The organism is Curtobacterium sp. Curtsp57 (genome assembly GCF_047324335.1).
Taxonomy (GTDB): Bacteria; Actinomycetota; Actinomycetes; order Actinomycetales; family Microbacteriaceae; genus Curtobacterium.
Map to the genome: position 1 here is coordinate 1551430 of NZ_CP168511.1, position 24726 is coordinate 1576155.

Here is a 24726-nt window from a genome sequence, read left to right on the forward strand (position 1 = left end):
GCGGGATCGACCGACATGAAGCGCCGTCCGACCGAAAATCGACGGCGCTTCGTGGCTTCGCTCATTGCGCTGCGAGTTAGTCGGCTCTGTGCCTGCACGACGGGCCGACATCGCCACGGAGCGCCGCCTCCCGCACTTATTGCTTGGACAGCCGAACCGTGGCGGTGCTGCCCGCGATACTCACGGGGAAGCTGATCTCCCCGTTCTCGTAGATGAAGTCCTTCGTCGGGTCCGTCGATGCCAGCAGGGCCGAGTCGGTGGCCGCGGTGTCCCGCGTCGATGTCCAGGTATACGGCGACTTGTCGTCTGTCGGCGGAGTGAACGTGCCGACCCAGAACAGCGACGTGGTGTCGCCGTTGTCGGTGACGAAGTTCGCCGTGATGGTGGTGCCGTCGATGGTGGCGGTCATCCAACCGTCGTCGCTTGCGGAGTTATTCTGTTTCCAGTTGCCGGTGAGGTCCGGGATCACTACCGGGTCCGGCGTCGGCGTCGGCGTCGGCGTCGATGAGGCTGTCTTCGTCGGAGCGCTCGTCTTCCCCGCCGATGCGTCAGCGGTGTTCGTCGCGCTGCACCCGGTGAGCGCCAGCACAGCGGCCAGGGCGACGGGAGCGATCAGCAGCTTCACTTGAACCACCCCGAGACTCCGACGGTGAACGTGTCGCAAGGTGTGTCGTACAAGTCATGACTGAACGAGACCGTTGCATCCGCGTCGATGTCTCCGGTCTCGGTGGCGTAGTCGAGGGTTGATGCGGTCAGGGTGTCGCCGCTGAGGCAGTAAATCCCAACAGAGTACGGGCCGGTGAGGGGTTTCCCAGTCTTGTTCACCGCGGTCCCGATGATCGACTTTCCGTTGTTGTCGGCCTGCGTGACGTTGAGCGGTGCTGAGTTGTACGAGGAGGTGTCCGCTGGCATCGTCGAGGCCTTGAAGGTGTATTGCACACCGGACTCAGGCACGGACGAGACGTCCTCGAAGTAGATGTAACCGAAGCCGGCTTCTCCCGGCTTCACCTGCGCCGGGACCGTGTCCTGGCTCGAGCCACTCGCAACGACCTTGCCGCCCGCCGACGCTGTCCCGGTGAAGTCGACGTGCGAGATCGGCTCCGCGGTGTTGTTGCGGAACGCGAACGCCAACGAGCCGCTGCCGCTGCCGTCCGTCTTGAGCGGCGCAGTGGTCACGACGGAGACCTTCCCTGCATCGCCAGCGGCGATCTTCGGCGCTGCGTTCCCGGCGAGATATCCGCCGGCGTTGAAGGCGAGGGCAGCGACCGTCGTCGACGTGGGAGACGGGGAGGCAGTCGAGGACTCGCCGACGGTGCCTGCTGCGATGTTAGAGGTGGAGGACGTGCTGCAGCCGGCGAGGAGGAGCAGAGCTGCCCCTCCGAGTGCGGCCGACGCCAGCGTCTGCTTCGAGATCATGGTGAGGGGTGGGTCTTTCTTGAGCGTCTGTCGAAACTGTGGTTGCGCTCAACGTAATGGATGGAGCGATGGGGCTCGACACCCCAGTTGTGGAGCAGGAACGAACGGCGGTTGCCCGTACGTTTGATCACGCTCGGATAACTCGGTCGAGCCGTTGCACAGCTCTGCGACAGGCAAGGCAGCCGCTGCAGCGGCTCGCCAGTGATGCGCGCCGCTGCTTACTTCGGCGCGGGTGCCCAGTGGTGGATTGGGTTGGACCTACCGTTGGTCCGTGGCGCTCCTTCCTATGGTCATGGTCACTGCTGCGGGAGACGCTGCACTGGCCACGAGCAACCCCTTGTCGATCACCGTTGGCGTGGTTGGAGGGGTCGTCGGCGTCGTTGGCCTGTTTCTTTCGTGGTCGAGCGGACGAGCTGAACGGGCTACGAAACGCCTCGAGCAACTCATTGCGATGGAGCAGGACGCTCGGTCGCGCGGGCCGCTTGCTGCGGATGACCTGGGTGCGGTCCGGCAGCACTGGACGTTCCTCGAGCAGTTAGATGAAGAGATTCGGCTTCATCAGCAGTTCGCGTTCCGCGCCGCCAGGCGGGTCGGATCCGCCACGTCCACCGCCGCCGTCATGGGGTGGGCGCTCTACGGCGCTTTCTTGATCGCGGCGGGCTTTTACGTGGCCTCGGTCGACCGCCCCGTTTCGGATGTCGTCGCCGGCGAGTCCTGGATTCTGGCACTCGGAGGTGTCACGTGCTGGGTCCGCTCGGTCGTGCTCGGGGCTCGGCGGTTCCGCATCTGGGAGGCACGACGCGATACTGGGATGCAGGACCTCTACTCACGGCGGACACTCGCCCGCCTGCGCCAGGTCGTCACCATCCGTCGGCCGCACTGAGCCAAAGGAACCTATCGGTTCCTTTGGCGGCAAACACGAGCCGTGCAGATGGGTTGTGAAGCTCCCGCGGTCGGCTGCCAACTCCTGCCCTGCCGCTGGGCTGGTTCGGTAGGGTCGCCACGTGGCGAGAATGTGGACAATCCATAACGACACGCTGACCTACGAACTCCTCGACGACGGCTTCGTCAGCATCGGATGGGACGAGATCGCCGACCTGAACACGATCGGCGCGACCCGCGACGAGGTGAAGCAAGTCCTGTCCGCGGCGTACCCGGACCGGAAGCCTGGCGCGATCCCGGTGTGGGCGGGCACGCTGCTCCGCTTCCGTGACGAGATCCGGCCGGGCGACGTCATCGTCGCGCCGTTCAAACCGGACTCGACGATCAACATCGGTGTCGTCACCAGCGACTACTACTTCGACCCGGCCGCCGAAACACACCGTCATCGGCGCCGTGTCGAGTGGAAACAGCTCGGGGTTTCCCGGACGGTGTTCTCCCAGAGTGCCCTCTACGAGATCGGGTCGGTCCTCACTGTCTTCGCAGTGAAGCGCCACAACACTGAGTTCCTCGCCGCGCTCGACGCGACTGGCACCGAGCCTGAGACCATCGCCGCGAAGGTTGACACAGTCACCGTCGCTGAGGACGACGTCATTGATGAACCTCGCGCGGAACGCGTGCACCGGCAGACGAAGGACTTCGTCCTCGAACGGCTCACCCGCGCCATCACACCGCGCGAGTTCGAAGAGTTCACTGCGGCGCTGCTCCGTGCGCTCGGGTACCAGGCACGTGTGACCCAGTACTCCGGTGACGGCGGCGTCGATGTCATCGCACACCGAGACCCGCTCGGCATCGAACCGCCGCTGATCAAGGTGCAGTGCAAGCAACGCACCGCGACGATCGGGGCGCCGGACGTCGGACAGCTCATCGGCACCCTCGCCACCGACGAGCTCGGACTGTTCGTCTCCCTCGGCTCCTACTCCCGCGACGCACTCGCCACCGAACGGCAACGCCGGGGGCTGCGGCTCATCACCGGTGAGGAGCTCGTCGAACTCGTCATCGCGAACTACGAACAGCTCGACCCCGCCTGGCGGGCCCGGATCCCCCTGCGTCAGGTGTACGTCGTGGACGAGACCGCCGACTTCTGATCGGGCGCCGGAAGGCTTCGCGGTCTCCGAGGCGTGAGACGTCCTCCGTTGGGCGGAGGCCTATCCGACGTCGGATGGATGCACCGAACGGACCGCGTCGGAATCATGGAACGGTGACTTCGACCGACGCCCGCGTATCAGTGTGGCGGGCGACACCTGCGATCGCCGGTCTCGTCATCGGCGGCGTGTGGATCCTGGTGTTCATCGCGGCGAACGCCTATTACGCGCCGATCAACGATGCGTACCAAGCGCACCTCAACACCCTCAACAACCCTCCGATCCTGCAGGACCCACCTCCCGATCTCGCCCGAGCCGAATTCGTCCTCGGGTTCGCCGCCGCTATCGCTGTCCCCACCGCAATCACCGCGATCGCAACGGGCATCACCACCGCACAGCTCAGCGGCCGCATCGGTGTCCGCGTGCTGGGATGGGTCACATTCGGTATCGGCGCCGCCGGTGCGCTTCCTGCGCTCGCTATCGGATTCTTCGGCGCACTGGTGTGCATCCTCGACGCGGAAGTCCTGCTCGGCTGAGCGAATGCTCCGCAGTGCCTGGTCAAGACAGAGCTAGCGCTTCGGAACCGTCAACTGCTCCGCGGCCGTCATCTCTTCGTAACGCTGGAACAACACGCGCTGCCGGTCCGCTTCCGAGTCCAGTGCGCGCCGGGCCCCGAACGCTTTGTCGACGACGCGGTCGAGCGCGTGGTGCGCGGAGATGAGTTTCGGGTCCATCGCGTTCGGGTTGTACGCGTCAGCAAGGGAACGACCCGGGTGCAGTGCCCGAGCGTCGAGGACCTTCTGACCGGCAGCGATGACGGCAGCGCGGACCTCGGCGCTCGCCTTCGGCAGTGGCAGGGTGTTCCAGACGAGGGTGTTCGAGAACCGGGGGTCGGACTTCCACCGTCCGCCGACCGATTTCTGCCAGGTGATGTACATGGATGACGACATGATGCCAAACGCGAAGCCGTCCGGGTCGTCGATTCTGTATACCTGGTCGCCCGCGATGACGTCTTCACTCAGGCGTTGCGCAGTTGCCCAGAATCGCCGTTCGGTGAAGACCTTCGGAGTGGCGAGGTAGGGGGTGGCCGGCTGAGAGCGCTGGCCGAACAAGTGCGGAGTAAGAGCCATCTTCCGAGTGGACTCCGCCTTTGATCTTTCCCGCATGGCGCGGACACCGGCGAGCCGCTTCTTGAGTACGGGAGACCTCTGGACGTCCTTCGGATCGAGGTCCGTCATCCACAGGCACCACCGGTCGTCGCCGTTGATGAGCTCTTCGCCCATGACGTATCGCCGCAGGTACTTTGCAGCAACCGGATCGTCGGCGACTTCTGCGTAGTCCTTCTTCTCGACGATGAGGCTGCCACCGTCGCGCGGCATGGAGCCCATCGTCGCCGCACCGAGGTCGGGAGCGAGAAGCGTCCGCCGCTGTTCAACAAGCACGTTCGGACCGTCAATGAGGTATGCGTTGATGCTTTTCACCACTTCGGCGCGGGGGTCACCTCGGAGAGCCTCGTAGAAGAACAGCTGGGAAGCCGGCGTAGCGCGGCCTGGTCGGTCGAATCCGACGATGACGCAATGCACGACCGCGGCAGACGGCGCTTCCGACGTCCAGGCGAAAGTACGATGCGCGAACCGAATGCGCCATCCGGCAGAGAACACCGGTGCGAATAAGGTCGGCACGGGCTCACCTTGCGTGATGGAGTTCGTGGAGACAAAGGCGAACCGTCCACCGGGGACGTCACCGAAGTAGTCAATCGCACTCTTATACCAGGCAGTGACGTAGTCGAGCCTGCCGATGTCGTTGCGGCCCCAGACGGCGCGGAGGTCTGCGGCCTGTTCTTCTTCGCGGCCTTGGTGTCCCTTGAACGGTGGGTTGCCGACGACGATGGTGTCCACGGTTGGAGTGAGGATGTCCCGCCAGTTCGTGCGGAGCGCGTTGCCGACGTGGACGGTGTCGATGGTGCCGAGCGGGAGCGAGTCCGGTGCCATGCCGAGTTCGAGGGACATGGCCTGGTTCGCTTGGTGGTCGGCGAGGTGCAGTGCGGTCGATGCGATGCGGGCCGGCCACTCCTCGATTTCGATGCCGAAGAAGTGTTCCGGCTTCACGACGAGGTCGTCACGGGTGAAGAACATCGTCGGCACTTCGGTCGTGTCGCCGAGCTCCCGGAGGCGGACGAGGATGGCGAGATCAAGGGCTCGCAGTTCCCGGTACCCGAGGAGGAGGAAGTTCCCGCAGCCGGATGCGGGGTCGAGGAGGCGGATGTCGCCGAGGTGGCGGCGGAGCTTCTTCAACTCGGTGGTGGAGTGCTGGTGGTGTGCGAACCGGTTGCGGAGGTCGTCGAGGAACAAAGGTCCGAGGGTCTTGAGGATGTTCGTCTCGGTCGTGTAGTGCTCGCCGAGCTGTCGGCGGGACTTCTTGTCCTTCACCGCCTGGAACAGCGACCCGAAGATGGCGGGGCTGATGCCGGACCAGTTGAACCGGCACGCGTCGAGGAGCTTGTCCCGCATCTCCGAGTCGAACGCGGGGATACTGATGGTCTCCGCGAACACGCCGCCGTTGGCGTAAGGGAGCCGCTGCAGTGCTTCGTCGAGGTGGCCAGGCTTCGTCTTCTGGTTCAGCACCTGGAAGAACATCGCTATCTGCGGGCCGAGGTCGGAGCCGTCCTCGCGGGTGCGGTCCTCGATGAACTCCATGAACAGGTCCCGGTCCCAGAGACCGGAGTCGTCGGCGTACAGGCAGAACAGCACACGGACGAGGAACACCGACGCTTCGTGGTCGGGGTAGCCGGACTTCTCCAGCGTCTCGTACAGCGAAGCCATGATGCGCGCCGCCTTGATGGAGGCGTTCTCCTGCTCCGCGGAGCCGAAGGAACGAACCTGGTATCCAGCGAGGAACGCGAGCTTGTCCGCGTTCGCCGGCAAGTCCAGCAGCGTGAATTCTTCGACCGCGCCCTCGGTGCGGTCGTGGAGGTCAAGAATGCGGAAACGGCGGAAGTCGGAAGTGATGACCCACCGGGGCGCTTCCGCGTCCGTGAGGTCGTCGATATAGTCCAGCGCCTGCCGTTCCGCCTTCTCGAGGTCCTTCCCGTCGGACTTCATCTCAATAAGCGCCAGACCCGGTACGAGCGCGTCGATGTACCCAGCTCCGCCGGTCGTGGAGCGCTTCGCTCGCCGTTCGTACGCGGCGGCTTTCGTCTCCGTGATGCCGTACACCCGGAGCAGGTCGCGAACGAAGGACTGCGCCCACTGCCGCTCCTCGCCGGGAGTGTCCTTCCACTCGGAGACGAACTTGCCGGCCTGCTTACGAATCTCGTTCAGAGATCTGGTCGCCATCGAACGTGCACCCTCCACCGTCGAGGTCTTGGCGGCCGGGCGGCCGCACCCCACGCCCCGTACGTCGACCGTAGCGGACCAGGCATGACATCGGCGTCGTCATCATCCGGCAGTCGAATGCCGCTTTGACGATCCGACCCAGCATCGCCGCTACCGGCGGGCGTGCCGCAACCGTGCGGTTCCTGCTCTCGGCGTGAGGTCGGACACACGCCACAGGTGCCTCGTCCGCGTGCGCGTGCGCGTCGACGAGCCGTTTCGAAGTCACCCTGCACGTCGCCGTTCTGGAGGCAATGCAGTGGGCGAATGCGAGAAGCCCCCGCATCTCCATGCGGGGGCTTCTCGAAGGTGTGACTGGTCAGTCCGTGGGGGTCTCCGGCGGCGTGGAGAGGGGCCGGTCGGTCAGCAGCGTCGCGTCGATAGCCACCGGTCGCGGGCGGTGGACGCGGGGGGCGAACTCGATCCCCCACGCGTACGTCATCGTGTGGGTGCCGGCGCCCGAGCGCGAGTACCAGCCAGGGTCGTAGTTGACCTCACCCGGCTGGGAACTGGAGCCGGCGAAGGCGATACGCACCCGCTTCACGATCCGGGGGCGGCCCGCCCGCGTGCGGAGGAACTGGGCGAAGTCGCAGTCGAATGCCCGCTCGGCCCAGCGGGCGAGCTCCTCGTCCGCGGCAGCCTCCATTACCGCAGCCGCGGAGTCGTAGTCGTACACCCGGCGCGGGCGGATGGTGGCCGGGTCGCGTCGGTGCTCGTGGGTGTGACCGATGCAGTCCGCGGGTGCGGGGACGGGCTCGAAGATCTGCACAGACGGTGCGGTCAGGTCGAGGTCAGTCGGCTCGCCGATGAGCCGGCCATGCGCAGCAGCGTCGCGGGCCTGCCAGCGCAGGAGCGCATTGGCCGTCGTCGCGTCTGCGTCGCGGAAGCGCGCCTCGACGTTGTCTCGACGCTGCTGGTCGGAGGCGGAAGCGTCGAGGACGACGCCGATGCTCCACTCTTCCTGGAATTCGGCGAAGCGGCGCACCCGCTCACCGCACTCGGTTCCGGTGACGGTGCTCGGGGCGCCGTTGCGCATGGCCTGCGCGGCGTGGCCGAGCTGGTCAAAGGTGACGGCGTGGTCGTGCGGGAGGCTGTTCGTGCAGACGCTCAGCGGGTGGACAGGGGTCGTGGTGTGCGTACGCATTGCGGTTCCGTTCTGAGGGTGAGGCGTGGAGTGTTCCGCGCTTGTGATGGGCCTATGCGGGGTTGGGTCCTGCTGACGGACCGTTTTGCCGCATATGGACCCGATTTCGGCCTGAAATCGGGGTTTCGTACCCCGTAGTGGGGTGAATATGGCGCGACACGACCCCCTGAAGTGGGGTCAGCACGGCCCGCAATGGACCGCTCGACGACGGCCCACGCCGACGTGATCGGGCGAGAGGCCCTCATGCTCATCCCGGGTCGGCGGGGAGAGTGCCGTGCGCCGGGAGCTGTCTTCCTGTTCGTGGACTCGGGAAGCTCGTCGACCTGTCCAGACGTCGACTGCGCTCCTACCGTCGAGGTCATGACACGACCCACGCGCCCCATAGAGCTTCTCGGCGTCTCGCGTCGCGACCGTTCGCGTGTTCCACGTTCGTGCGAGTCGAGTGCGGCGTGAGCGGCGACGTCGACGTTGAGGACCTCCGGGTGTCTGCGGACGAGTTCGTCGCGGAGCCGGTCCGTTGGTTCCTGCACGTCATGGACGGTCAGTCCGTGGTCATCACCCGCGACGGGAACCCGTTTGCGCTGTTCAAGCCGTCGCAGTGGACGCTTGACCGCTTCGAGAACCGGGTTCGGTCCGCGCATACCGAACCCGACCCCTCCGAGGAAGGAACGCGATGACCGACACCACTCCCAGCACCGACCAGGCGCAGCGGAAGATGTTCACGGCGCTGGCGAAGCACGAAGCGCTCGTCCCGGTGCCGTTCGGCAGCGGCTGGTTCAAGGTTCCCCGATGGAACGCCACCCATGAGGCCACCGGTTGGGAACTTCGCGGCGCAGACATCCAGCTGCCCGGCGGCCGACCGTGGGGTTCCCTCTGGTACGTCCGCCGTGCCGATGGCCGCGAGGTGCGCGTCGGCGTCCGCTGGGACGTCGAGAACGAAGTCGTCGAGACCCTCTATCTGCACCGGACGAAGCCGGAGTCCGGGAAGGACCGTGACGAGGTTGATGCGGACCGTCTCGAGCTCGACGCGCAGGCACGGATGACGGCGTTGCAGTCCATCAACGCGTTCATCGGCGCGCAGGTGCTGAACCTCGAAGGTGAGACCGCTGTGCTCGACGCTGCTGGGCTCGGGCTGAAGCGGCTGCTGGACGACGACGTCCAGTCGGAGCAGTCGTGACCGGCGATCGCGCCCAGACGGTCCAATCGTCCCCGCTCGGACGGCGGGCTCCTCGTCCCGACGGACCGTCCCCGTCCGTCATGACGGTGACGCGCGGCGTGCGCCCATCGGAAACGGTGAACGCCGACAGTCGCTGCGATACGGGGGCGGTGTGATGTCGTATCGGCAGTGGATCCAGGACATTCGGGATCAGCAGCGGATTTTGTCGTTGCCGTTCGGGCTCGGGTGGACGATCGACATCACCGACACCCTCACCGCCTTGGCCGCAGCCGGGATGCCCGCGCGGGTGGAAGCGTTCGACCGGCTCCGGTTCGACGACGGCCGGACCGCGTTCCTCGCGACACCGGATCCGACAACGACCATCACCGACGGCCCCTCGGACTCGTTCACCGCGGACGTGATCCTGCTGCCCGGCGGGTCCGAGGGCGGGGTGCTGTCGTTGGTGCGCCGGTATCCGGACCTCGTGGTCGTGAACGGGAAACGGCAACGCGTCTGGGCGAACGGCCGGCAAGTGCACGGCACTTCGACGCAGCGGGACGCGACGCCGGGGTGGCGGAACGTGTTCGCCGTCGCCCGCAGCCTCACCCTCCACGGCGGCCATGCCGACACCATCGCCGCCCGCACCGGTCTCTCGATCGACGACGTGCAGGCGGCGCTTACCGCGCTCGGCGCGGAGGTCGTTCAGACGCCGGTCGGGTGGGAGGCGGCGGACCGGTTCGCGCTGATCGAGTGGACCCTCGCCGCGTACCCGGGTGTCGGTGGCGTGCAGACCAGATGGAAGCGGGACGTCAGCATCGACGTCCAGGCAGATGAGCTCATCGCCGCGGGCGGGGTGATCTCGGGTCCGTGGGCGGCGCACCAGTACTGGCCGGAGATCCGCCCGCACCGCCTGACCGCGCTGTTCGCCGAACACCCTGGCATGGCCGGTCTCGGATACGAGCCCGCGAGCGTCGACGACGCGACGGTGCTGGTCATCGTCCCGCAGGACACCACGATTCTGTCGCCGCCGGACCTGGGGTGCTGCACGGACGAGTTCATCACCGCGCACCTGATCGACCGCGACCGGCACGCCTACCCCCACACCGGCGCGGTGCAGATCCTCCGGCAGCTGCTGCACTTCCAAGCCGACACCGCCTACGACATCCGCCAGCACCTCCCCAACTGAGGAACGGAAACCACGCATGCTCTTGCAGTTGCTGTCGCTGTCGCTGGCGTTCGACGACGTCCGGTTCTTCGGCTCCATCATGTTCACCGACCCCGACCACCCCGATGACAAACCACCGACGGTGCTCATCGACCACGCCGACGCCCCGCCCTGGTTCACGCTCACCAACGTCGACCCCGACGCGCAGGACCCGGGAAGTCCGGCGATGGTCGAGGCCGACCGCATCATGCGGTTCATCCTTCGCTACGCACCCGACCGCATCGGCCGCACGCCGTTCGACTTCCCCCTGCCCTGATCCCCTGCCCCGCTCCCGTCTTCTTGGAGGTACTCGCTGATGATGCGTCTGGTGTCCCTGCACCTCTCCACCGACCGAATTCTCTGGGGGCACGTGCTCCTCGAAGACACCGACAACCCGGACGCGCACCTCGCGCAGATCCTGGTCCGCCCAATCGACACCGAACCCGGATACGAGCTCTACGACCCTACGAACACGGTTCTCCCGAACCTGACAGTGCCGGCCGTGCGGGAAGCGAACCGCATCGTCCAGACACTCCTCATCCCCGCCTCCGAGACCGCCCGCCGCGAGAAAGCCGTCCGAGCGGTGATCCACTCCGGCTACCTCGAAGGAGCCCCAGACAACATGCCCTGGCAGACGCAGCTGTGGATGTTCGCACGCGGCGAGACCACCCTCGACCAGGTCCACGCCTACGCCGACACCACCACGAGCCGGCAAGAGCCCCGAGCATCTGAGGCCGAGCCTGCCGCGTCTGCGGACGTTCCCGAAGCGTGGTGGCAAGAGACCCAAGCTCGGATCCGCCGCCACCTCTACGACACCACCCGCACCGTCGCCGAGACAGCCGCAGCGCTGCAGATCGACGAAGACGACGTCCGCGGGCTGCTCCGGTCGCAACGGCTGATGGCGTTGGTCATCGACGGCGAAGAACGGATCCCCGACTGGCAACTTCTGGAGCCGGCGCTGCCGGAGTTCGGCGACCCATCCGTCCTTCTGCCGGGCCTCGACGTGCTCTACGCGGCGGCACCAGACCCGCTGCTTGACGCGGCGGCGATGACCGAGTTCATGACCGCGCCCCGCGACACCCTCACCCTCGACCGTCAACCGTCGACGCCGCTGGTCTGGATCCAGCAAGGCCGCCCCCTCGCAACCGTCATCGCCCTGTTCCGCGGACGGAAGTGGCGGCAGTGAACCAACGCCCGGATGTGTTCCTCCTCAACGTCGCCTTCGACAGCCGAGGCATCCACGGCCTCATCTTCTTCCGCGACCCACCCGACACGGAGCACCGACAGGTCCTCATCCGTCCGGGCGACGGCAGCGCTGGCTATCGGTGCGAACCAGCACACGGCGACACGCGAGACGGATGGGAGCGATTCCTCACGGAAGCCCGCCGACTCATGGCCGCCATTCGCCCTGACACGGCCGAGGAGCAGAGCTGATGAGGTCGAATCTCGAGTGGGTTGTCGCGGCATACGGGGATGGGCCGCAGGTCTCGATGCCGCACGGGCTCGGCGACACCACCGACCTCACCGACGCCCTCAGCGTCCTGAAGCTCGCCGGCTTGACAGCGGTCATCGAGTCGCACGACACGATCCGGCTCGCCGACGGCCGCCGCGCCCGGTTCCCGACGCTCACGCAGCGCCCGCGGTATGAGAAGCCAACGGACACGGAGCTGCTGATGCTGGCGCCCAGCACCGTGGCTGTCACGCAGATCGCGCTCGCTGAACAGACCACGACCGTGCTGCTGGTCGACGTCGACCAGCGCCGCGTTTGGGTCGACGGACGACAGATCCTCGGCGTGCCCGAGCGGTGGAAGGACGCCGCACCCATCTACGTCACCTTCGCCGTCGCCCGGATGCTCGCCGTCAACGGCGCCAGCTTCGACGACCTCGTCGGCGCGGGGCTCACGCCTGGGCAAGTGGACGACGCGCTCGCACGCTTGGGGAAGCGCGTGCACCGGACCACGATCGGGTGGGAATCCCGCCAGATCGGCGGACTCATCGACTTCTCGATCGCCTGCTACCCGGGGCCAGGCGGCGTCCGAACCAGGTGGACATCGAACCTACCGCTCGTCGAGCAGGCACAACAGCTCATAGACGCCGGCTGCCGCATTTCCGGCCGCGCTATATCGGAACTGCCCGGCTACCCCGCAATCAGCAGGCGAGACATGCCGTACCGACTCGTCGCGTTCATCGAACACGAGATCGACATGGCCGCGCTCGGGTTCAAGCACGAGACGGTCGGTTACGCCGGGACCGAGGTCATTCGTCCCGCCGACCCAACCATCTTCCTCACCGCAGCCGCCGCCGGCTATGCCGATCGCACCGATGACTTCGTCACCGCCAACACATTGCTGCGGGCCGACATGCGCAACGACGACGACGCAGCCTCACTCGACGAAGTCCGCAACCGGTTGCAATTCCTCGCCGACACCGGGTACGACCTCCGCCACAATCTGCCGAGCTGAGGAACGCGATAACGTTAGAGGTCGTGCTACCGCTGACAGGTGAACGTGCCCTCTTCCCGCAGCTGGAGCACGCGACTGAGCCAGAGGAGAGAGACGAGCTCCGGTACCACGACCACCAAACGAAGGCGGCGTGGGAACGCCTCGACGACCTGCAGCAGGCTGAGGACGTCATTCGGTCGCGGACACCACCACGTCGAGGGTCTCGGCCATCCGCCGGTGCACCGCGTGCGGGTCCTCGCCGTCAAACCCGCCGGAGACGACGAACGGCTGGTGGCCGTAGCCGCGCATGAGGTCGACGAGCTCGGACTCGGGGATGCGGGCGAGCACGGTCGGGTTCGCGATCTTGTACCCGTTCAGGTGGAGGATCGGCAGGACGACCCCGTCCCGGAGCGGATCGACGAACTTGTTCGAGTGCCAGCTCGTCGCGAGCGGACCGGTCTCGGCCTCGCCGTCCCCGACGACGGCTGCGACGAGGAGTGTCGGGTCGTCGAACGCCGCGCCGTACGCGTGCGACAGGGCGTAGCCGAGCTCACCGCCCTCGTGCATCGAGCCCGGTGTCTGCGGAGCCGCGTGGCTCGGGATACCGCCGGGGAACGAGAACTGGCGGAAGAGCCTTCGCATGCCGTCCTCATCCTGGGACACCGCCGGGTACAGCTCGCTGTAGGTGCCGTCGAGCCAGGCATTCGCCACGACGGCAGGACCGCCGTGGCCGGGACCGCAGACGAAGAGCGTGCGGAGGGCCCGTTCGCGGATCACGCGGTTGAGGTGCGCGTGCACGAAGTTCAGCCCCGGCGTCGTGCCCCAGTGCCCGAGCAACCGGGGTTTGACGTCCTCCGGGATGAGTGGCCGTCGGAGCAACGGGTCGTCGAGCAGGTAGATCTGTCCGACCGCGAGGTAGTTCGCGGCACGCCACCACCGGTGGACCTGTTCGATCGTCGTGTCGTCCATGCGGGGCTCCTCGTCGTGGCCGGGCGGCGGGCCCGCACCGGTCGACGCGACGGTGCCACGGGCGTCGGCTGCTCGGCAGGGTCTTCGGTCCCGAGCGGCGTCGCGCGGACCGTCGGGGGACCAAGGACCTGGCGGAGCGAAGAGCGGACCAGCATCGTCGGGACTGAGCCCGACGAGAGGACCGCCATGCCCGAGCCGACTTGCTGGACCGTCGCCGTCGACGACTCGGACGCGGCATGGAACAGCCTCGACTGGGTTGACGGGGTCGTCCAGGACACCGATACCGTCCGGCTGGGAGACCGTCCACGAGCGGCACGGGGAGACCCTTGACCGGTCGACAGGACGACTCACGATCGCTGCGCACCGACTCCGGGAGCGACACCCCGGTCTCCGCGTCGAGCGTGCCGTCGTCAGCGGGCACCGTCGCGCGTCTCCTCGTGGACGCCACCGACACGGGCGTCCTGGTCATCGGCGGGCGTCGGTCCGAGCGCCTATGGGCGTCCCTCACCGGCCGGGTCGCTGAACGGGTCGTCGCACACGCCACCGCTCCGGTGGTGGTGGTCCCGGAACACTGGCGTCCCGGTCGCGTCGACGACGCGGTCGTCGCGGGCGTGGACGGCCGAACTGCCTCGTCGGCGCTCGCGTTCGCTGCCCGGTGCGCTCAACGCAGCCGCGACGGACTCGTCCTCGTCCGCGCGTGGGAACCGCCGACGAGCGTCTCGCCGTTTGGTGCGGTGTACCTCGAACGAGACCGCCCGCTGTGGGAGCACGAGGGGCAACTCGAGCTCGACGCCGCGATCCGGGCGGTGAGCCGATCGCACCCAGACCTGCGCATGCGTGGTGAGCTCCGGCAGGGCCGACCGTCCGAGGTGCTCACCCGAGCCGCCACCACGGCTTCGCTCATCGTCGTCGGACGTCGCCACGGCTCGGCGCTCGGTGCGTTCCTGGCAGGGTCTGTCGGAGAGGCGCTCGTTCACCGGTCATCGGCGCCGGTGTGCGTCGCGCCGCCGGCGGACGTGCTCGGATGACCGTGGTGCTGAACAGGTGACTGCTACCCGTTCCAGACGGACGCGGCTCCGGCATGGCCGATGATGACGACCTCGATGATCGAGACGGCTGCGACCGCGACGAGCAGTACCGGCCCGACGATCCGGACGGCCCGCACGACGCCGCCGCTCGTCACCCGCGTGGTCCCGAACCGGTGCCACGCCCACCAGAGCGTGAGGAGCGCGAAGACCGCGATCGACCACGGGAGCATCCCGTCGGCGAGCTCGGTGTGCCGTTCGAGCAACGCGGTCTCCTTCTCGCGGTGCTCCAACCACTCCCCGGAGGACGTCGCGAGCGGGACCGACACCAGTGCGACCAGTCCGACGATCGGCGCACCGACCGCGAACCACCGTCGCGCTGCCGGCCACACGGCCACGGCGATCGCGGTGAGCGCCGCGACCGGGACCGCGACGGAGGTGAGGTGGACGAAGAGGGGGTGGAGCGGGATCCCGCCGAACTGCCAGTCCATGTCGGCCCTTCACGTCGTGCGCCGGTCGACGGCGGCGCTGTGGCTCCAGCCAACCGGTTCCGGGCGCCGGCATCGTTCGAAACCTCACACGAACGCGACCCCGCGCTCGAACACGACGGTCCCGACCTGGTTCGATCAGGACCATGACCGCACCTGAACCCCACCCCGGTGAGGCGCACGACGGCGACCTCGCCGGACGCCTGAACTGGCTCCGAGCGGGTGTGCTCGGCGCGAACGACGGCATCGTGTCGACGGCGGCGATCGTCGTCGGCGTCGCCGGCGCGTCGACATCGGTGCCGGCGATCGCGACCGCCGGGATCGCCGCGCTCGTGGGTGGTGCGGTCTCCATGGCGCTCGGGGAGTACGTGTCCGTGAGCAGCCAGAAGGACAGTCAGCGGTCGCTCATCGAGAAGGAGCGCAGCGAGCTCCGAGAGGACCCGGTCGCGGAGCTCGAGGAGCTCAAGCAGCTGTGGCAGGTACGCGGGCTGCAGCGCTCGACCGCCGAGGCCGTCGCGGCGGAGCTGACCGAACGCGATGCCCTCCGAGCGCACCTGACGACCGAGCTGGGGATCGACGAGGACGACGTCGTGAGCCCGTGGCACGCGGCGTTCGCATCGGCGGCAGCGTTCTCGGTCGGCGCCGTCCTGCCGTTGCTCGCGATCCTGCTGCCCCCGGAGTCGGTCCGCGTCCCGGTGACCGTCCTCGTCGTCCTCGTCGCCCTCGCGCTCACCGGTGCCACCGGCGCGAGGATCGGCGGCGGCTCGGTACCGCGCGCCACCGTCCGTGTCGTCGTCGGTGGTGCACTCGCCCTCGCGGCGACGTTCGTCATCGGATCCCTCCTCGGCACGAGCGGGGTGGTGTGACGTGGCGAACATCCTGGTGGTCGAGGACGACCCCGAGATGGGTGCCCTCGTCGAACGCGGGCTCGTCGGCGAGGGACACGCGGTGACCGTGGTGTCGAACGGCGTCGCCGCCCTGGTCGAGGCGCGAGCGCAGCCGTTCGACGCCGCTGCGATCGACGTCATGCTCCCGGAGATGACCGGGTTCGAGGTCTGCCGCCGGCTGCGCGAGATGGGCGAGGACTTCCCCGTCGTGCTCGTCACGGCGCGTGACGCGGTGGACGACCGGGTCTTCGGACTCGACTCCGGTGCCGACGACTACCTGACGAAGCCGTTCGCGATCGCGGAGCTCAACGCCCGTATCCGAGCCCACCTGCGTCGTCGGGCGGCGGGGACGGCGACGGTCGTCGAAGCAGGGACGGTCCGACTCGACACCGCCGCCGTCCGGGCCACCGTGCGTGGACGCGACCTGCCGCTGAGCGTCAAGGAGTTCTCGCTGCTGCGGTTCCTCATCCAGGGGTCACCGGCAGCGCGTACCCGGGCCGAGGCCCTCGAGGAGGTCTGGGGGAGCGCCGAGCATTTCGACCCGACGATCGTCGACCAGTACGTCAGCTACGTCCGCAAGAAGCTGCAGGCGGCGGACGCCGACGTCGCGATCCGCACCGTGCGCGGTGTCGGCTACGCGCTCGAGGTCGTGCCGACGGCATGAGGTTCCTCCGTCGCCTATCGATCAGCGCACGCATCACGCTCGGCAGCCTCGTCGTGGGCGCCGTGGTCCTCTCCGGGATCGCAGTCGTGCTCCACGCACAGATCGAGCGGGCGACCGTGGCGACCGACGAGTCCCTGGCCGCCGGGGACGCTGCACCGTTCGTGTCCGACCTCCGCCACAACCCGGACGAGGCGCCGGACCGGCCGGCTGAGGACGTCCTGGTCGGGATCCGATCGGCCTCGGGTGCGTGGCTCGTGGACTCGCTGCCACGCGACGTCCGGGCCTCGCTGCCGTCCGGCGTCCCCGAGCGTGAGATCACCATCCGCCTCCACACCGGACACCGCCTCGTCACCGTCGTCGGCATCCCGGTCACGAACGACACCGGCTCGCACGTCGTCTGGGCAGCGCACGACGGTCGTGCCGGGCAGGAGACCGTCGCCCGAGTGGACCGTTCGCTCATCGTCGGGACCGCCCTGGCGCTCGTCGCGTTCGCCGCGACGGCCTGGTTGCTCTCGACGCTGGCACTCCGGCCCGTGGGGCGGATGCGGCGTACCGCGGAGGAACTGAGCGCCGGTTCCGTGGGTGGCCACCTGCCGGTCGGGACTTCGGACGACGAGCTCGCCGCGCTGGCGCGGACGCTCAACGCGTTCATCGACCGGCAGCGGGAGAACGCCGAGCGAGAGCGGCGGATGGTGTCCGACGCCAGCCACGAACTGCGGACACCGCTCGCCGCGCTGACCGCGCGACTCGAACTCGCACACCGTTCGTCCGGCGACGCCGAGGCCCTGGAACGAGAGCTACGCGCTGCTGAGGGCGATGCCGCGCGGCTCGTCGCGCTGGCGAACACGCTGCTCGAGCTGAGTCGGCTGGACGAGACCGGCCCGGCCGCCTCGACCCCGGCCGCCGCGCTCGTGACGGAGCTGATGAGCTCGATCGACCGTGCACGAGCGCTCGGCGGGGCCGTCGACCGGGACATCGACTTCACGGTGGCACTCGACGCTCCGGACGAGCGGTACGCGCTCGAGCCGGCGGCGTTGGCGCGGGTGGTCGACAACCTCGTCGCGAACGCGATCGCCGCCGGGGACGACGGTGGTGTGATCCGGGTGACGCTCGCCCAGGACGCATCGCACGCGCTCGAACTCACCGTCGTCGACGACGGTCGTGGTGTCCCCGAGGACTTCCTGCCCCAGGCCTTCGAGCGGTTCGCGCGGGCGGACAGTGCGCGGCGGGCAGTGCTCGGGGGGAGCGGGCTCGGGCTCGCGCTCGTCCGCGGGATCGCCGAGCGGGCCGGCGGGTCGGCGTCGCTCCGGAACGGTGACGGGCGGGGCGCGGTCGCCTCGGTCCGGATCCCCGTGCGCTGACGCGGATCCGACACCGGGCCCGATCACTCGAAGTCTCGAACGAAGCACACGTCCTGTTCGGGGTTCCTCCATAGGACCGATGCCGATGCTGTGAGCCACCCGATCACATGCTGGAGAGGAACGAGACGATGTTCGACACCGCTCGCACCACCCGCCCGACGCCGACACCGGCCGGGAGCAGCGCCTTCCGTGGCACGCTGCCGCCGGCCGAGCCCTGGGCGGCCGCGGCACGTCGCCGGCGCCGAGCCGGACGCCGCCGCGACGCCGTCACCGACCTGCTCGGCATCCTCGCGTGGGTCTCGGCAGCGGTGGCGGTCGTGCTCTGGCTCGTGACGCCCGGATCGCGCACGGTCGTCGGCCTCGGCGGCTGGCTCACCGACGCCGGGATCGTCGCCGGTCTCGTCGCGACCGACCTGGTGCTCGTGATGCTCGTCCTCGCCGCACGGGTGCCGCTCATCGACCGGACCTTCGGCCAGGACAAGGCCATCGCGGTGCACCGATCGCTCGGGAAGCCGGTGCTCTGCCTCCTGCTCGCGCACGGCGCACTCCTGACCCTCGGGTACGGCGTCTCGGCGGGTACCGGGCCGATCGCCCAGACGATCGCGCTCTTCTCCACGCCGGACATGCCCCTGGCGTACCTCGGGCTCGGGCTGTTCGTGGCCGTGGTGGTGTCCTCGCTCGTCGCCGTCAGCCGCCGCCTGCCGTACGAGGCCTGGCACGTCATCCACCTCCTCAGCTACGCCGCGGTGCTCGTCGCACTGCCGCACATGCTCAGCGTCGGCAGCGTGCTCGCGCAGGGCACCTGGCAGCGGGTGTACTGGATCGCGTTGTACGTCATCGCGCTCGGGCTGATCGCCCTCTACCGGTTCGCACTGCCACTCGTCGTGACGTTCCGTCACCGGATCCGCGTCGTCGGTGTCGAGACCATCGCACCGGGTGTCGCGTCGATCCACCTCGCCGGGCGCGACCTCGACCGACTCGGGACCGAGGGCGGACAGTACGGGGTGTGGCGTTTCTGGACCGCGCGGACCTGGTGGCACGCCCACCCGGTGTCGTTCTCCGCCGTCCCCGGCCGGGACCGCGCCCGGATCACGGTGCGCGACCTCGGCGCCGGCTCCGCGCGACTCGGCCGGATCACCCCGGGCGCGTTCGTCTCCCTCGAGGGCCCCTACGGCCTGTTCACCAGCCGGGCTCGGACCGCCCCGTACCTCGCCCTCGTCGCCTCCGGGATCGGGATCACCCCCGTGCGGGCGCTGCTCGAGGACGCCGACCTCCGTCCGGGCGAGGCCACCGTGCTCCTCCGGGGCACCAACGCCGACCAGCAGTACCTCTGGCACGAGACCGCCGACCTCGCCGCGGCGACGGGCAGCCGGCTGTACACGATGGTGGGGCACCGGTCCCGCTCCCGAGAGAGCTGGATGACCGAGGAGGACGTCCGGCGCGGGGTCTCGCTCCGGTCGGTGTTCCCGGACCTGCTCCAGTCCGACCTGTACGTGTGCGGCCCCCGGGACTGGTCCGACCTGGTCGTCCGCGAAGCACGCACGGCCGGTGTCCCCGAGCACCAGATCCACCAGGAACGGTTCGGGTCATGAGAGCACGCATCATCGCCGGCGGGGTCGTCTCGTCGCTCGCGGTCCTCGTCATCGGGTGGCAGCTCGGCGGGCAGCCCGCGGTCACCGCTCCGGCGCAGCAGAGCACGACGTCGGGTTCGGGGACGACCGGCACGAGCACCGACACGAGCGGCAGCGGCTCGACCGGCACCGGCACGAGTGGCGGGACCACCGGCACCGGCACGACCGGTGGGTCCTCCGCCTCCGGCACCTTCGCCGGTGACACGACCCAGACCCGGTACGGCCCGGTACAGGTCCAGATCACCGTCGCGAACGGGACGATCACCGACGTCACCGCGCTGCAGCTCACGAACAGCGACGGGCGGTCGGTCCAGATCAGTCAGCAGGCGGCCCCGATCCTCCGCCAGGAGGCACTGCAAGCGCAGTCAGCGCAGATCCAGTCCGTCAGCGGCGCGACCTTCACCAGCGAGGGCTACACGACGTCCCTCCAGTCCGCGATCGACAAGGCAGGACTGTGAGCGGCGTCACGACCTTCGAGACGATGGGCACCGTCGTGAGCCTCAGGGGCGCCACCGCGGAGGCCGCATCCGAGGTGCGCGCCGTTTTCGCCGGCTACGACCACCGCTACAGCCTGTACGACCCGTCGTCGGTCCTCAGCCGCGTCGCCGACGGCTCGCTCCGGCTCGCGGACACCCCGTCCGAGGTGCGTGACGTGTACGCGCTCGCGCTCGACTGGCGGGAGCGGACCGGTGGAGCGTTCACCCCGCACCGTCCGGACGGAGTGATCGACCTCTCCGGCGTCGTCAAGGCCCTCGCGACCCGCGACGCCGGAGCAGCCCTCGACACCGCGAGCGACGACGGCGACTGGATGATCAGCGCCGGCGGTGACGTCCTCGTCCGCGGCCACCACCGCGCGGACGACCCCTGGAGCGTCGGCGTCGTCGACCCGTCGCGCCGGGACACCGTCGTCGCCGTCATCCGGCTCGAGGGATCCCGCCGTGCCGTCGCGACCTCCGGCACCGCCGAACGCGGCGAGCACATCTGGCGTCGAGCGGCCACGACCTTCGTCCAAGCGACCGTCATCGCCGACGACATCGTCACGGCGGATGTCCTCGCGACCGCGGTGGTCGCCGGCGACGAGGACGACCTGCGGCGACTCACGAGCGACGCCGGCATCGACGTGCTCGCGTTCGCCGCCGACGGGACGGTCTGGGCCACTCCCGGCGCGAACAGCCTGTGCAGAGCGGACGTCTCTGCCGAGGCGCAACGCGCCACCCTGGCACGGGAGTTGCGCTTGGACCAGGCTCTCATCGACAGCAATCGTTGGCCGGTGGAGGACATCTAGATGCTGTGAGTCATGAGGTTGTGCCTGTTCACTGAACTCCCAGCACTGCTCGTGGTGCTTGTTTCGTGAGGAACCCCAGCTCATCGAGATCGTCGAGAACCTCGAGTAACGCATGGTCGAAGCCAATCAGAACGGCTCGTTCGGCAAAGGGCTCCTGAACAGCCTCGATGCCGGCCGCGACAAGCTCGCACAACTCGACCGCCGAGAGGACGTCGATCAAGATGGCCCGGTGAACCTCGGGCTACCCACGATTGGGCCACCGCCGGACTAAGCGGTCTCGGATGTTCCGCCGGCTGGCCGTTGCACCCGATACCTGATGCCCTCCACCGGCTCGCTCGGCAACACGGACATCCAGAGCATCTCGCCGAACGAGTACTCGAGCTTCAAGACGGTCTCCAGATCCACCCACGTCTGCCCGTCAAGGATGCTCGCCGGGGTCTCGTGAGTCACTCATGCGTCCCGGGTAACGGATCGCAGCGACCGTTCCCCGATGACTTTCCGCAGCCTAATCGCGAACTGCCGGACGGATTCGCCCGACGGCACGTCAGACTCCGCCGCCGGCCAATCAGCCGTCAACTCGTTCGGTCGCTTCCGCGCAATCCTCTCCATCGCTTCCGGATCATAGCCAGAGCGCTCCGGCACGGCGCGCCTACCGAAGAAACGTTCGAACAGGTCTACTCTGCTGACGCAGGCGCAGAAGCCTGCACAAGGGAGCTGCATGACCCGCACCATCTGCCCCACTTGTAAGCACGCAACGCACGTCGGAAGCGGCGGCCGCATAGGCAGCCACACCGACTCCACCGGCCGGCGATGCCCCGCCACCAACACAACCGCCACTGCCACCTACGAAGCCACGAGTCCGACCGCCCCAACGACCTCACCACCGTCGCAGGAGCACTTCGAGATCGTCACGCACCTCCGCGTCAGCCGCCGCGCTGACGACGGACGCACCGAATCCTGGTCCGTTCCGTACGACTGGACCTTCCGCACACCCATCTGGGAACTGCGTGGCCTGACCAAGGCCGAGTACGACGCGGAACGGCACCGCGTCGCCGACGAAGCCGAAGCAGCCCGACGCGCAGCTAGCCGCGACTGGGCCGCCACACACGGCGGCTATGGCTCCGGCAGCGGCAGCATCCACACCGTCAGCGGAAGCCTCCCCGGCCTCGGACGCCAACACTGACACACGGAACGGCCCGCAACCCCAGTCGGGCTTGCGGGCCGTTCCGCCGTTCACCGAGTCGCGCTGGTCAGTAGACCCGCGACGGTGTCCAACGCCCCGGGGACGAGCGAGTAGTACGCCCACGTGCCGCGCTTCTCCCGGCTGAGAATCCCGGCCTCGACGAGGACCTTCGTGTGGTGCGACACCGTCGGCTGCGAGAGGCCAAGCGGTTCCTGCAGGTCACAGGCGCACGTCTCTGTGCCGCCATGCGCGGCGACGATCGAGATGATCCGCAGACGGGCCGGGTCCGCAATCGCCTTCAACGTCCGGGCGAGCGACTCAGCACCGGCAGCATCCAACGGCGCGCTCGCAAGCGGCGCGCAGCACGCGCTGACGTCCTCGATGGGAAGCAGCTCGACAGTGGCCATGCGACGAGCATCGCACAACACATCGACGTCCGTCCATATTGACGCGCATCGATGCACTGGTGCAAGCTGGCCGCACCACAACCCGAGGAGCACCCGCGATGTCCGACCAGCCCACCGTTCTGTTCGTCTGCGTCCACAACGCTGGCCGCTCGCAGATGGCCGCCGGCTACGCCAAGGCCCTCGGCGGCGACCGCATCCGAGTGTTGTCCGGCGGTTCCGAACCTGGCGATCAGATCAACCCGACCGCGGTCGCAGCGATGGCCGAAGAGGGCATCGACATCACCGGCAACACCCCGCAGCTGCTGCTCACCGATGACGTCCGCGCGTCCGACGCCGTGATCACGATGGGGTGCGGCGACGCGTGCCCGATCTTCCCCGGGAAGCGGTACGAGGACTGGGAACTGACCGACCCAGCCGGGAAGGGCATCGACGAGGTCCGCCCGATCCGCGACGACATCAAGCGCCGCGTCAGCGCGCTCCTCGCCGAGCTGCTACCCGAACCGACCGCCTGAGCGACCGAAGGACCACCGCCATGACACTCACGCTCGCCGTCCCGCCCCGTGCCGATGCGGACCGCCTCACCGGGCTGCCCGTAGCAGTCATCGGCGCCGGCCCCGTCGGCCTCGCTGCAGCCGCACACCTCCTCGAGCAGGGCCTGCCCGTCGTCGTCTACGAAGCCGGCGACTCTGTGGGCACGTCCGTCCGCGAATGGGGGCACACCAGGCTGTTCTCCCCGTGGCGGTACGTCATCGACGACGCCGCCCGCCGGCTCCTCGAACCCACCGCCTGGGCTGAGCCCCGCCGGTCGTCGCTGCCGACCGGGCACGACCTCATCGCTCAGTACCTCGAACCCCTCGCCCAGACGCCGGAGCTCGCACCGGTGATCCGGTACGGGGTCCGTGTCGATGCGGTGTCCCGGCAGGGCATGGACCGCACCCGCTCCACCGGCCGCGCCGACACCCCGTTCCTCCTCCGCCTGCGCACCGCCGACGGTGTCGAGAACGTCACCGCCCGCGCCGTCGTCGACACCTCCGGCACCTACACGTCCCCGAACCCGCTCACCGCCGCTGGCCTCGCACCCACCGCCGACCTCGGCGACCGCGTCGTGCACGCGCTCCCCGACGTGCTCGGTGCGGACCGGGGCCGGTTCGCCGGGAAGCGGGTCCTCGTCGTCGGCGCCGGCCACTCCGCCGCGAACACCCTCATCAAGCTCGCCGCCCTCGCGAAGGACGAACCCGGCACGACGCTGCTGTGGGCGATACGGAACGCCGGCACCGCCCGCCTCGGCGCGGACGCCGCCGACGGGCTCGCCGCCCGAGGGCAGCTCGGCTCGAACGTGCACGGCCTCGTCGAGTCCGGCCAGGTCGAACAGCTCGCCTCGTTTGAAATTGACGACGTGCGCCCCGACGGTGACCAGGTCACCGTCGCCGGCCGCCTCGCCGGGGGGCCGTTCACGGTGACGGTCGACGTCGTCGTGAACGCGACCGGCTTCCGGCCCGACCTCGACATGCTCCGGGAGATCCGCCTCGGCCTGGACGACATCGTCGAAGCACCCCGTACGCTGGCACCGCTGATCGACCCGAACCTGCACTCCTGCGGCTCCGTCCCGCCGCACGGTGTCGCGGAGCTGGCGCACCCGGAGCCGAACTTCTTCATCGCCGGCATGAAGTCCTACGGCCGCGCCCCCACCTTCCTGCTCCTCACCGGCTACGAGCAGGTCCGATCCATCGCTGCTGAACTTGCCGGTGACCACCAGGCCGCCCGGAACGTCCAGCTCGTCCTCCCCGAGACCGGGGTCTGCACCACCGACATCGCTGGCTCCTCGACTGGGTCGTGCTGCTCATGACCGCGCTACCAGAGACGGTCACCGTCCGACCCATGGCCGCCGCCAACTGACAGGCGGTCGAAGCGATCTACCGCGCCGACATCGCCACCGGAAACGCAACGTTCGAGGCGGAACCGCCGACGTGGGACGCCTTCGACAAGCGAACTGCCCGACCACCGACTCGTCGCGGTCACGCCCAACGGTGCCGTAGTTGGTTGGGCAGCCGTCTCGCCGACAGCACCACG

General features: G+C 68.5%; 27 protein-coding genes and 1 pseudogene. 20 read left to right on the top strand and 8 right to left on the bottom strand.

Annotated features, from left to right (window positions below):
• Positions 1-136: 136 nt before the first annotated feature.
• Positions 137-625 (bottom strand): hypothetical protein, encoded by a 489-nt coding sequence (locus tag ACEN9V_RS07240; protein ID WP_413602730.1) that lies wholly within the window; start codon positions 623-625, stop codon positions 137-139.
• Positions 622-1416 carry a hypothetical protein gene (locus ACEN9V_RS07245; protein ID WP_413602731.1) on the bottom strand — a complete coding sequence of 265 codons (795 nt, stop codon included), beginning with the start codon at positions 1414-1416 and terminating at the stop codon, positions 622-624. The genes ACEN9V_RS07240 and ACEN9V_RS07245 overlap by 4 nt, the downstream gene beginning before the upstream one ends.
• 271 nt (positions 1417-1687) lie before the next feature.
• On the opposite strand from ACEN9V_RS07245, the gene ACEN9V_RS07250 reads away from it, so the two are divergent.
• The 3 genes from ACEN9V_RS07250 (at position 1688) to ACEN9V_RS07260 (ending at position 3976) form a co-directional block, all read left to right on the top strand.
• Complete coding sequence (locus ACEN9V_RS07250; protein WP_413602732.1) at positions 1688-2299, top strand: hypothetical protein; 612 nt, start codon at positions 1688-1690, stop codon at positions 2297-2299.
• 130 nt (positions 2300-2429) lie between these two features.
• Positions 2430-3443, top strand: a complete 1014-nt coding sequence (locus tag ACEN9V_RS07255) for a restriction endonuclease (RefSeq protein WP_413603040.1) — start codon at positions 2430-2432, stop codon at positions 3441-3443.
• A gap of 113 nt (positions 3444-3556) precedes the next feature.
• Positions 3557-3976 (top strand): hypothetical protein, encoded by a 420-nt coding sequence (locus tag ACEN9V_RS07260; RefSeq protein WP_413602733.1) that lies wholly within the window; start codon positions 3557-3559, stop codon positions 3974-3976.
• A 33-nt stretch (positions 3977-4009) separates the two neighbouring features.
• On the opposite strand, the gene ACEN9V_RS07265 is transcribed toward ACEN9V_RS07260, so the two are convergent.
• Positions 4010-6775 (bottom strand): DNA methyltransferase, encoded by a 2766-nt coding sequence (locus tag ACEN9V_RS07265; RefSeq protein WP_413602734.1) that lies wholly within the window; start codon positions 6773-6775, stop codon positions 4010-4012.
• A 355-nt stretch (positions 6776-7130) separates the two neighbouring features.
• Positions 7131-7955, bottom strand: a complete 825-nt coding sequence (locus tag ACEN9V_RS07270; protein ID WP_413602735.1) for a hypothetical protein — start codon at positions 7953-7955, stop codon at positions 7131-7133.
• 449 nt (positions 7956-8404) lie between these two features.
• Here ACEN9V_RS07270 and ACEN9V_RS07275 point away from each other — a divergent pair, with 449 nt between their 5' ends.
• The 6 genes from ACEN9V_RS07275 (at position 8405) to ACEN9V_RS07300 (ending at position 12777) form a co-directional block, all read left to right on the top strand.
• Positions 8405-8632 (top strand): hypothetical protein, encoded by a 228-nt coding sequence (locus ACEN9V_RS07275; RefSeq protein ID WP_413602736.1) that lies wholly within the window; start codon positions 8405-8407, stop codon positions 8630-8632.
• The gene (locus tag ACEN9V_RS07280) at positions 8629-9132 is read left to right on the top strand and encodes a hypothetical protein (RefSeq protein WP_413602737.1); all 504 of its coding nucleotides are present in this window, start codon (positions 8629-8631) and stop codon (positions 9130-9132) included. The genes ACEN9V_RS07275 and ACEN9V_RS07280 overlap by 4 nt, the downstream gene beginning before the upstream one ends.
• Positions 9133-9286: 154 nt before the next feature.
• Complete coding sequence (locus ACEN9V_RS07285; RefSeq protein WP_413602738.1) at positions 9287-10297, top strand: hypothetical protein; 1011 nt, start codon at positions 9287-9289, stop codon at positions 10295-10297.
• Between the two features lie 16 nt (positions 10298-10313).
• Positions 10314-10592 (top strand): hypothetical protein, encoded by a 279-nt coding sequence (locus ACEN9V_RS07290; protein ID WP_413602739.1) that lies wholly within the window; start codon positions 10314-10316, stop codon positions 10590-10592.
• A gap of 51 nt (positions 10593-10643) precedes the next feature.
• Complete coding sequence (locus tag ACEN9V_RS07295) at positions 10644-11501, top strand: hypothetical protein (RefSeq protein ID WP_413602740.1); 858 nt, start codon at positions 10644-10646, stop codon at positions 11499-11501.
• A gap of 304 nt (positions 11502-11805) precedes the next feature.
• Positions 11806-12777: a hypothetical protein gene (locus ACEN9V_RS07300; RefSeq protein ID WP_413602741.1), complete on the top strand. Its 972-nt coding sequence runs from the start codon at positions 11806-11808 to the stop codon at positions 12775-12777.
• A gap of 183 nt (positions 12778-12960) precedes the next feature.
• Here ACEN9V_RS07300 and ACEN9V_RS07305 read toward each other — a convergent pair.
• Positions 12961-13725: pseudogene (locus tag ACEN9V_RS07305) on the bottom strand (phosphoketolase); the annotation flags it as partial.
• A 326-nt stretch (positions 13726-14051) separates the two neighbouring features.
• On the opposite strand from ACEN9V_RS07305, the gene ACEN9V_RS07310 reads away from it, so the two are divergent.
• Entirely contained in the window at positions 14052-14753 is a 702-nt protein-coding gene (locus ACEN9V_RS07310) for a universal stress protein (protein ID WP_413602742.1), read from the top strand.
• Between the two features lie 23 nt (positions 14754-14776).
• On the opposite strand, the gene ACEN9V_RS07315 is transcribed toward ACEN9V_RS07310, so the two are convergent.
• Positions 14777-15241, bottom strand: a complete 465-nt coding sequence (locus ACEN9V_RS07315) for a DUF2231 domain-containing protein (RefSeq protein ID WP_413602743.1) — start codon at positions 15239-15241, stop codon at positions 14777-14779.
• Between the two features lie 143 nt (positions 15242-15384).
• Between ACEN9V_RS07315 and ACEN9V_RS07320 the strand changes: the two genes are divergently transcribed.
• The 6 genes from ACEN9V_RS07320 to ACEN9V_RS07345 all read left to right on the top strand — a co-directional run bounded on the left by ACEN9V_RS07320 (position 15385) and on the right by ACEN9V_RS07345 (position 21066).
• A complete protein-coding gene (locus ACEN9V_RS07320) occupies positions 15385-16104 on the top strand; it encodes a VIT family protein (RefSeq protein ID WP_413602744.1) in 720 nt (239 codons plus the stop codon).
• A gap of 1 nt (position 16105) precedes the next feature.
• Positions 16106-16789 (top strand): response regulator transcription factor, encoded by a 684-nt coding sequence (locus ACEN9V_RS07325; protein ID WP_413602745.1) that lies wholly within the window; start codon positions 16106-16108, stop codon positions 16787-16789.
• Positions 16786-18150 (top strand): sensor histidine kinase, encoded by a 1365-nt coding sequence (locus tag ACEN9V_RS07330; RefSeq protein WP_413602746.1) that lies wholly within the window; start codon positions 16786-16788, stop codon positions 18148-18150. Before ACEN9V_RS07325 ends, ACEN9V_RS07330 begins: the two co-directional genes overlap by 4 nt.
• 128 nt (positions 18151-18278) lie before the next feature.
• Positions 18279-19742, top strand: coding sequence for a ferric reductase-like transmembrane domain-containing protein (locus ACEN9V_RS07335; RefSeq protein ID WP_413602747.1), 1464 nt, complete (start codon positions 18279-18281; stop codon positions 19740-19742).
• A complete protein-coding gene (locus tag ACEN9V_RS07340) occupies positions 19739-20239 on the top strand; it encodes an FMN-binding protein (protein ID WP_413602748.1) in 501 nt (166 codons plus the stop codon). The genes ACEN9V_RS07335 and ACEN9V_RS07340 overlap by 4 nt, the downstream gene beginning before the upstream one ends.
• The gene (locus tag ACEN9V_RS07345) at positions 20236-21066 is read left to right on the top strand and encodes an FAD:protein FMN transferase (RefSeq protein ID WP_413602749.1); all 831 of its coding nucleotides are present in this window, start codon (positions 20236-20238) and stop codon (positions 21064-21066) included. Before ACEN9V_RS07340 ends, ACEN9V_RS07345 begins: the two co-directional genes overlap by 4 nt.
• Before the next feature lie 28 nt (positions 21067-21094).
• Here ACEN9V_RS07345 and ACEN9V_RS07350 read toward each other — a convergent pair whose 3' ends face one another.
• On the bottom strand, positions 21095-21286 hold the full coding sequence (locus ACEN9V_RS07350) for a hypothetical protein (protein WP_413602750.1): 192 nt from the start codon (positions 21284-21286) through the stop codon (positions 21095-21097).
• Positions 21287-21382: 96 nt separating this feature from the next.
• On the opposite strand from ACEN9V_RS07350, the gene ACEN9V_RS07355 reads away from it, so the two are divergent.
• Positions 21383-21511 (top strand): hypothetical protein, encoded by a 129-nt coding sequence (locus ACEN9V_RS07355; protein ID WP_413602751.1) that lies wholly within the window; start codon positions 21383-21385, stop codon positions 21509-21511.
• A 273-nt stretch (positions 21512-21784) separates the two neighbouring features.
• Positions 21785-22249, top strand: coding sequence for a hypothetical protein (locus ACEN9V_RS07360; RefSeq protein WP_413602752.1), 465 nt, complete (start codon positions 21785-21787; stop codon positions 22247-22249).
• 50 nt (positions 22250-22299) lie between these two features.
• Here ACEN9V_RS07360 and ACEN9V_RS07365 read toward each other — a convergent pair whose 3' ends face one another.
• A complete protein-coding gene (locus ACEN9V_RS07365) occupies positions 22300-22656 on the bottom strand; it encodes a metalloregulator ArsR/SmtB family transcription factor (protein WP_413602753.1) in 357 nt (118 codons plus the stop codon).
• Positions 22657-22754: 98 nt separating this feature from the next.
• Here ACEN9V_RS07365 and ACEN9V_RS07370 point away from each other — a divergent pair, with 98 nt between their 5' ends.
• Together ACEN9V_RS07370 and ACEN9V_RS07375 are read left to right on the top strand one after the other, a co-directional pair.
• Positions 22755-23168, top strand: a complete 414-nt coding sequence (locus ACEN9V_RS07370; RefSeq protein WP_413602754.1) for an arsenate reductase ArsC — start codon at positions 22755-22757, stop codon at positions 23166-23168.
• A gap of 20 nt (positions 23169-23188) precedes the next feature.
• A complete protein-coding gene (locus ACEN9V_RS07375) occupies positions 23189-24502 on the top strand; it encodes an FAD-dependent oxidoreductase (protein WP_413602755.1) in 1314 nt (437 codons plus the stop codon).
• The last annotated feature ends 224 nt before the right edge of the window (positions 24503-24726 follow it).

Bases quoted from the DNA above. Each gene is read 5' to 3' on its own strand.
- ACEN9V_RS07245 (WP_413602731.1), bottom strand. From the start codon at position 1,416: ATGATCTCGAAGCAGACGCTGGCGTCGGCCGCACTCGGAGGGGCAGCT.
- ACEN9V_RS07255 (WP_413603040.1), top strand. From the start codon at position 2,430: ATGTGGACAATCCATAACGACACGCTGACCTACGAACTCCTCGACGAC.
- ACEN9V_RS07265 (WP_413602734.1), bottom strand. From the start codon at position 6,775: ATGGCGACCAGATCTCTGAACGAGATTCGTAAGCAGGCCGGCAAGTTC.
- ACEN9V_RS07270 (WP_413602735.1), bottom strand. From the start codon at position 7,955: ATGCGTACGCACACCACGACCCCTGTCCACCCGCTGAGCGTCTGCACG.
- ACEN9V_RS07280 (WP_413602737.1), top strand. From the start codon at position 8,629: ATGACCGACACCACTCCCAGCACCGACCAGGCGCAGCGGAAGATGTTC.
- ACEN9V_RS07285 (WP_413602738.1), top strand. From the start codon at position 9,287: ATGTCGTATCGGCAGTGGATCCAGGACATTCGGGATCAGCAGCGGATT.
- ACEN9V_RS07290 (WP_413602739.1), top strand. From the start codon at position 10,314: ATGCTCTTGCAGTTGCTGTCGCTGTCGCTGGCGTTCGACGACGTCCGG.
- ACEN9V_RS07300 (WP_413602741.1), top strand. From the start codon at position 11,806: ATGCCGCACGGGCTCGGCGACACCACCGACCTCACCGACGCCCTCAGC.
- ACEN9V_RS07315 (WP_413602743.1), bottom strand. From the start codon at position 15,241: ATGGACTGGCAGTTCGGCGGGATCCCGCTCCACCCCCTCTTCGTCCAC.
- ACEN9V_RS07320 (WP_413602744.1), top strand. From the start codon at position 15,385: ATGACCGCACCTGAACCCCACCCCGGTGAGGCGCACGACGGCGACCTC.
- ACEN9V_RS07330 (WP_413602746.1), top strand. From the start codon at position 16,786: ATGAGGTTCCTCCGTCGCCTATCGATCAGCGCACGCATCACGCTCGGC.
- ACEN9V_RS07335 (WP_413602747.1), top strand. From the start codon at position 18,279: ATGTTCGACACCGCTCGCACCACCCGCCCGACGCCGACACCGGCCGGG.
- ACEN9V_RS07340 (WP_413602748.1), top strand. From the start codon at position 19,739: ATGAGAGCACGCATCATCGCCGGCGGGGTCGTCTCGTCGCTCGCGGTC.
- ACEN9V_RS07355 (WP_413602751.1), top strand. From the start codon at position 21,383: ATGCCCTCCACCGGCTCGCTCGGCAACACGGACATCCAGAGCATCTCG.
- ACEN9V_RS07360 (WP_413602752.1), top strand. From the start codon at position 21,785: ATGACCCGCACCATCTGCCCCACTTGTAAGCACGCAACGCACGTCGGA.
- ACEN9V_RS07365 (WP_413602753.1), bottom strand. From the start codon at position 22,656: ATGGCCACTGTCGAGCTGCTTCCCATCGAGGACGTCAGCGCGTGCTGC.
- ACEN9V_RS07370 (WP_413602754.1), top strand. From the start codon at position 22,755: ATGTCCGACCAGCCCACCGTTCTGTTCGTCTGCGTCCACAACGCTGGC.
- ACEN9V_RS07375 (WP_413602755.1), top strand. From the start codon at position 23,189: ATGACACTCACGCTCGCCGTCCCGCCCCGTGCCGATGCGGACCGCCTC.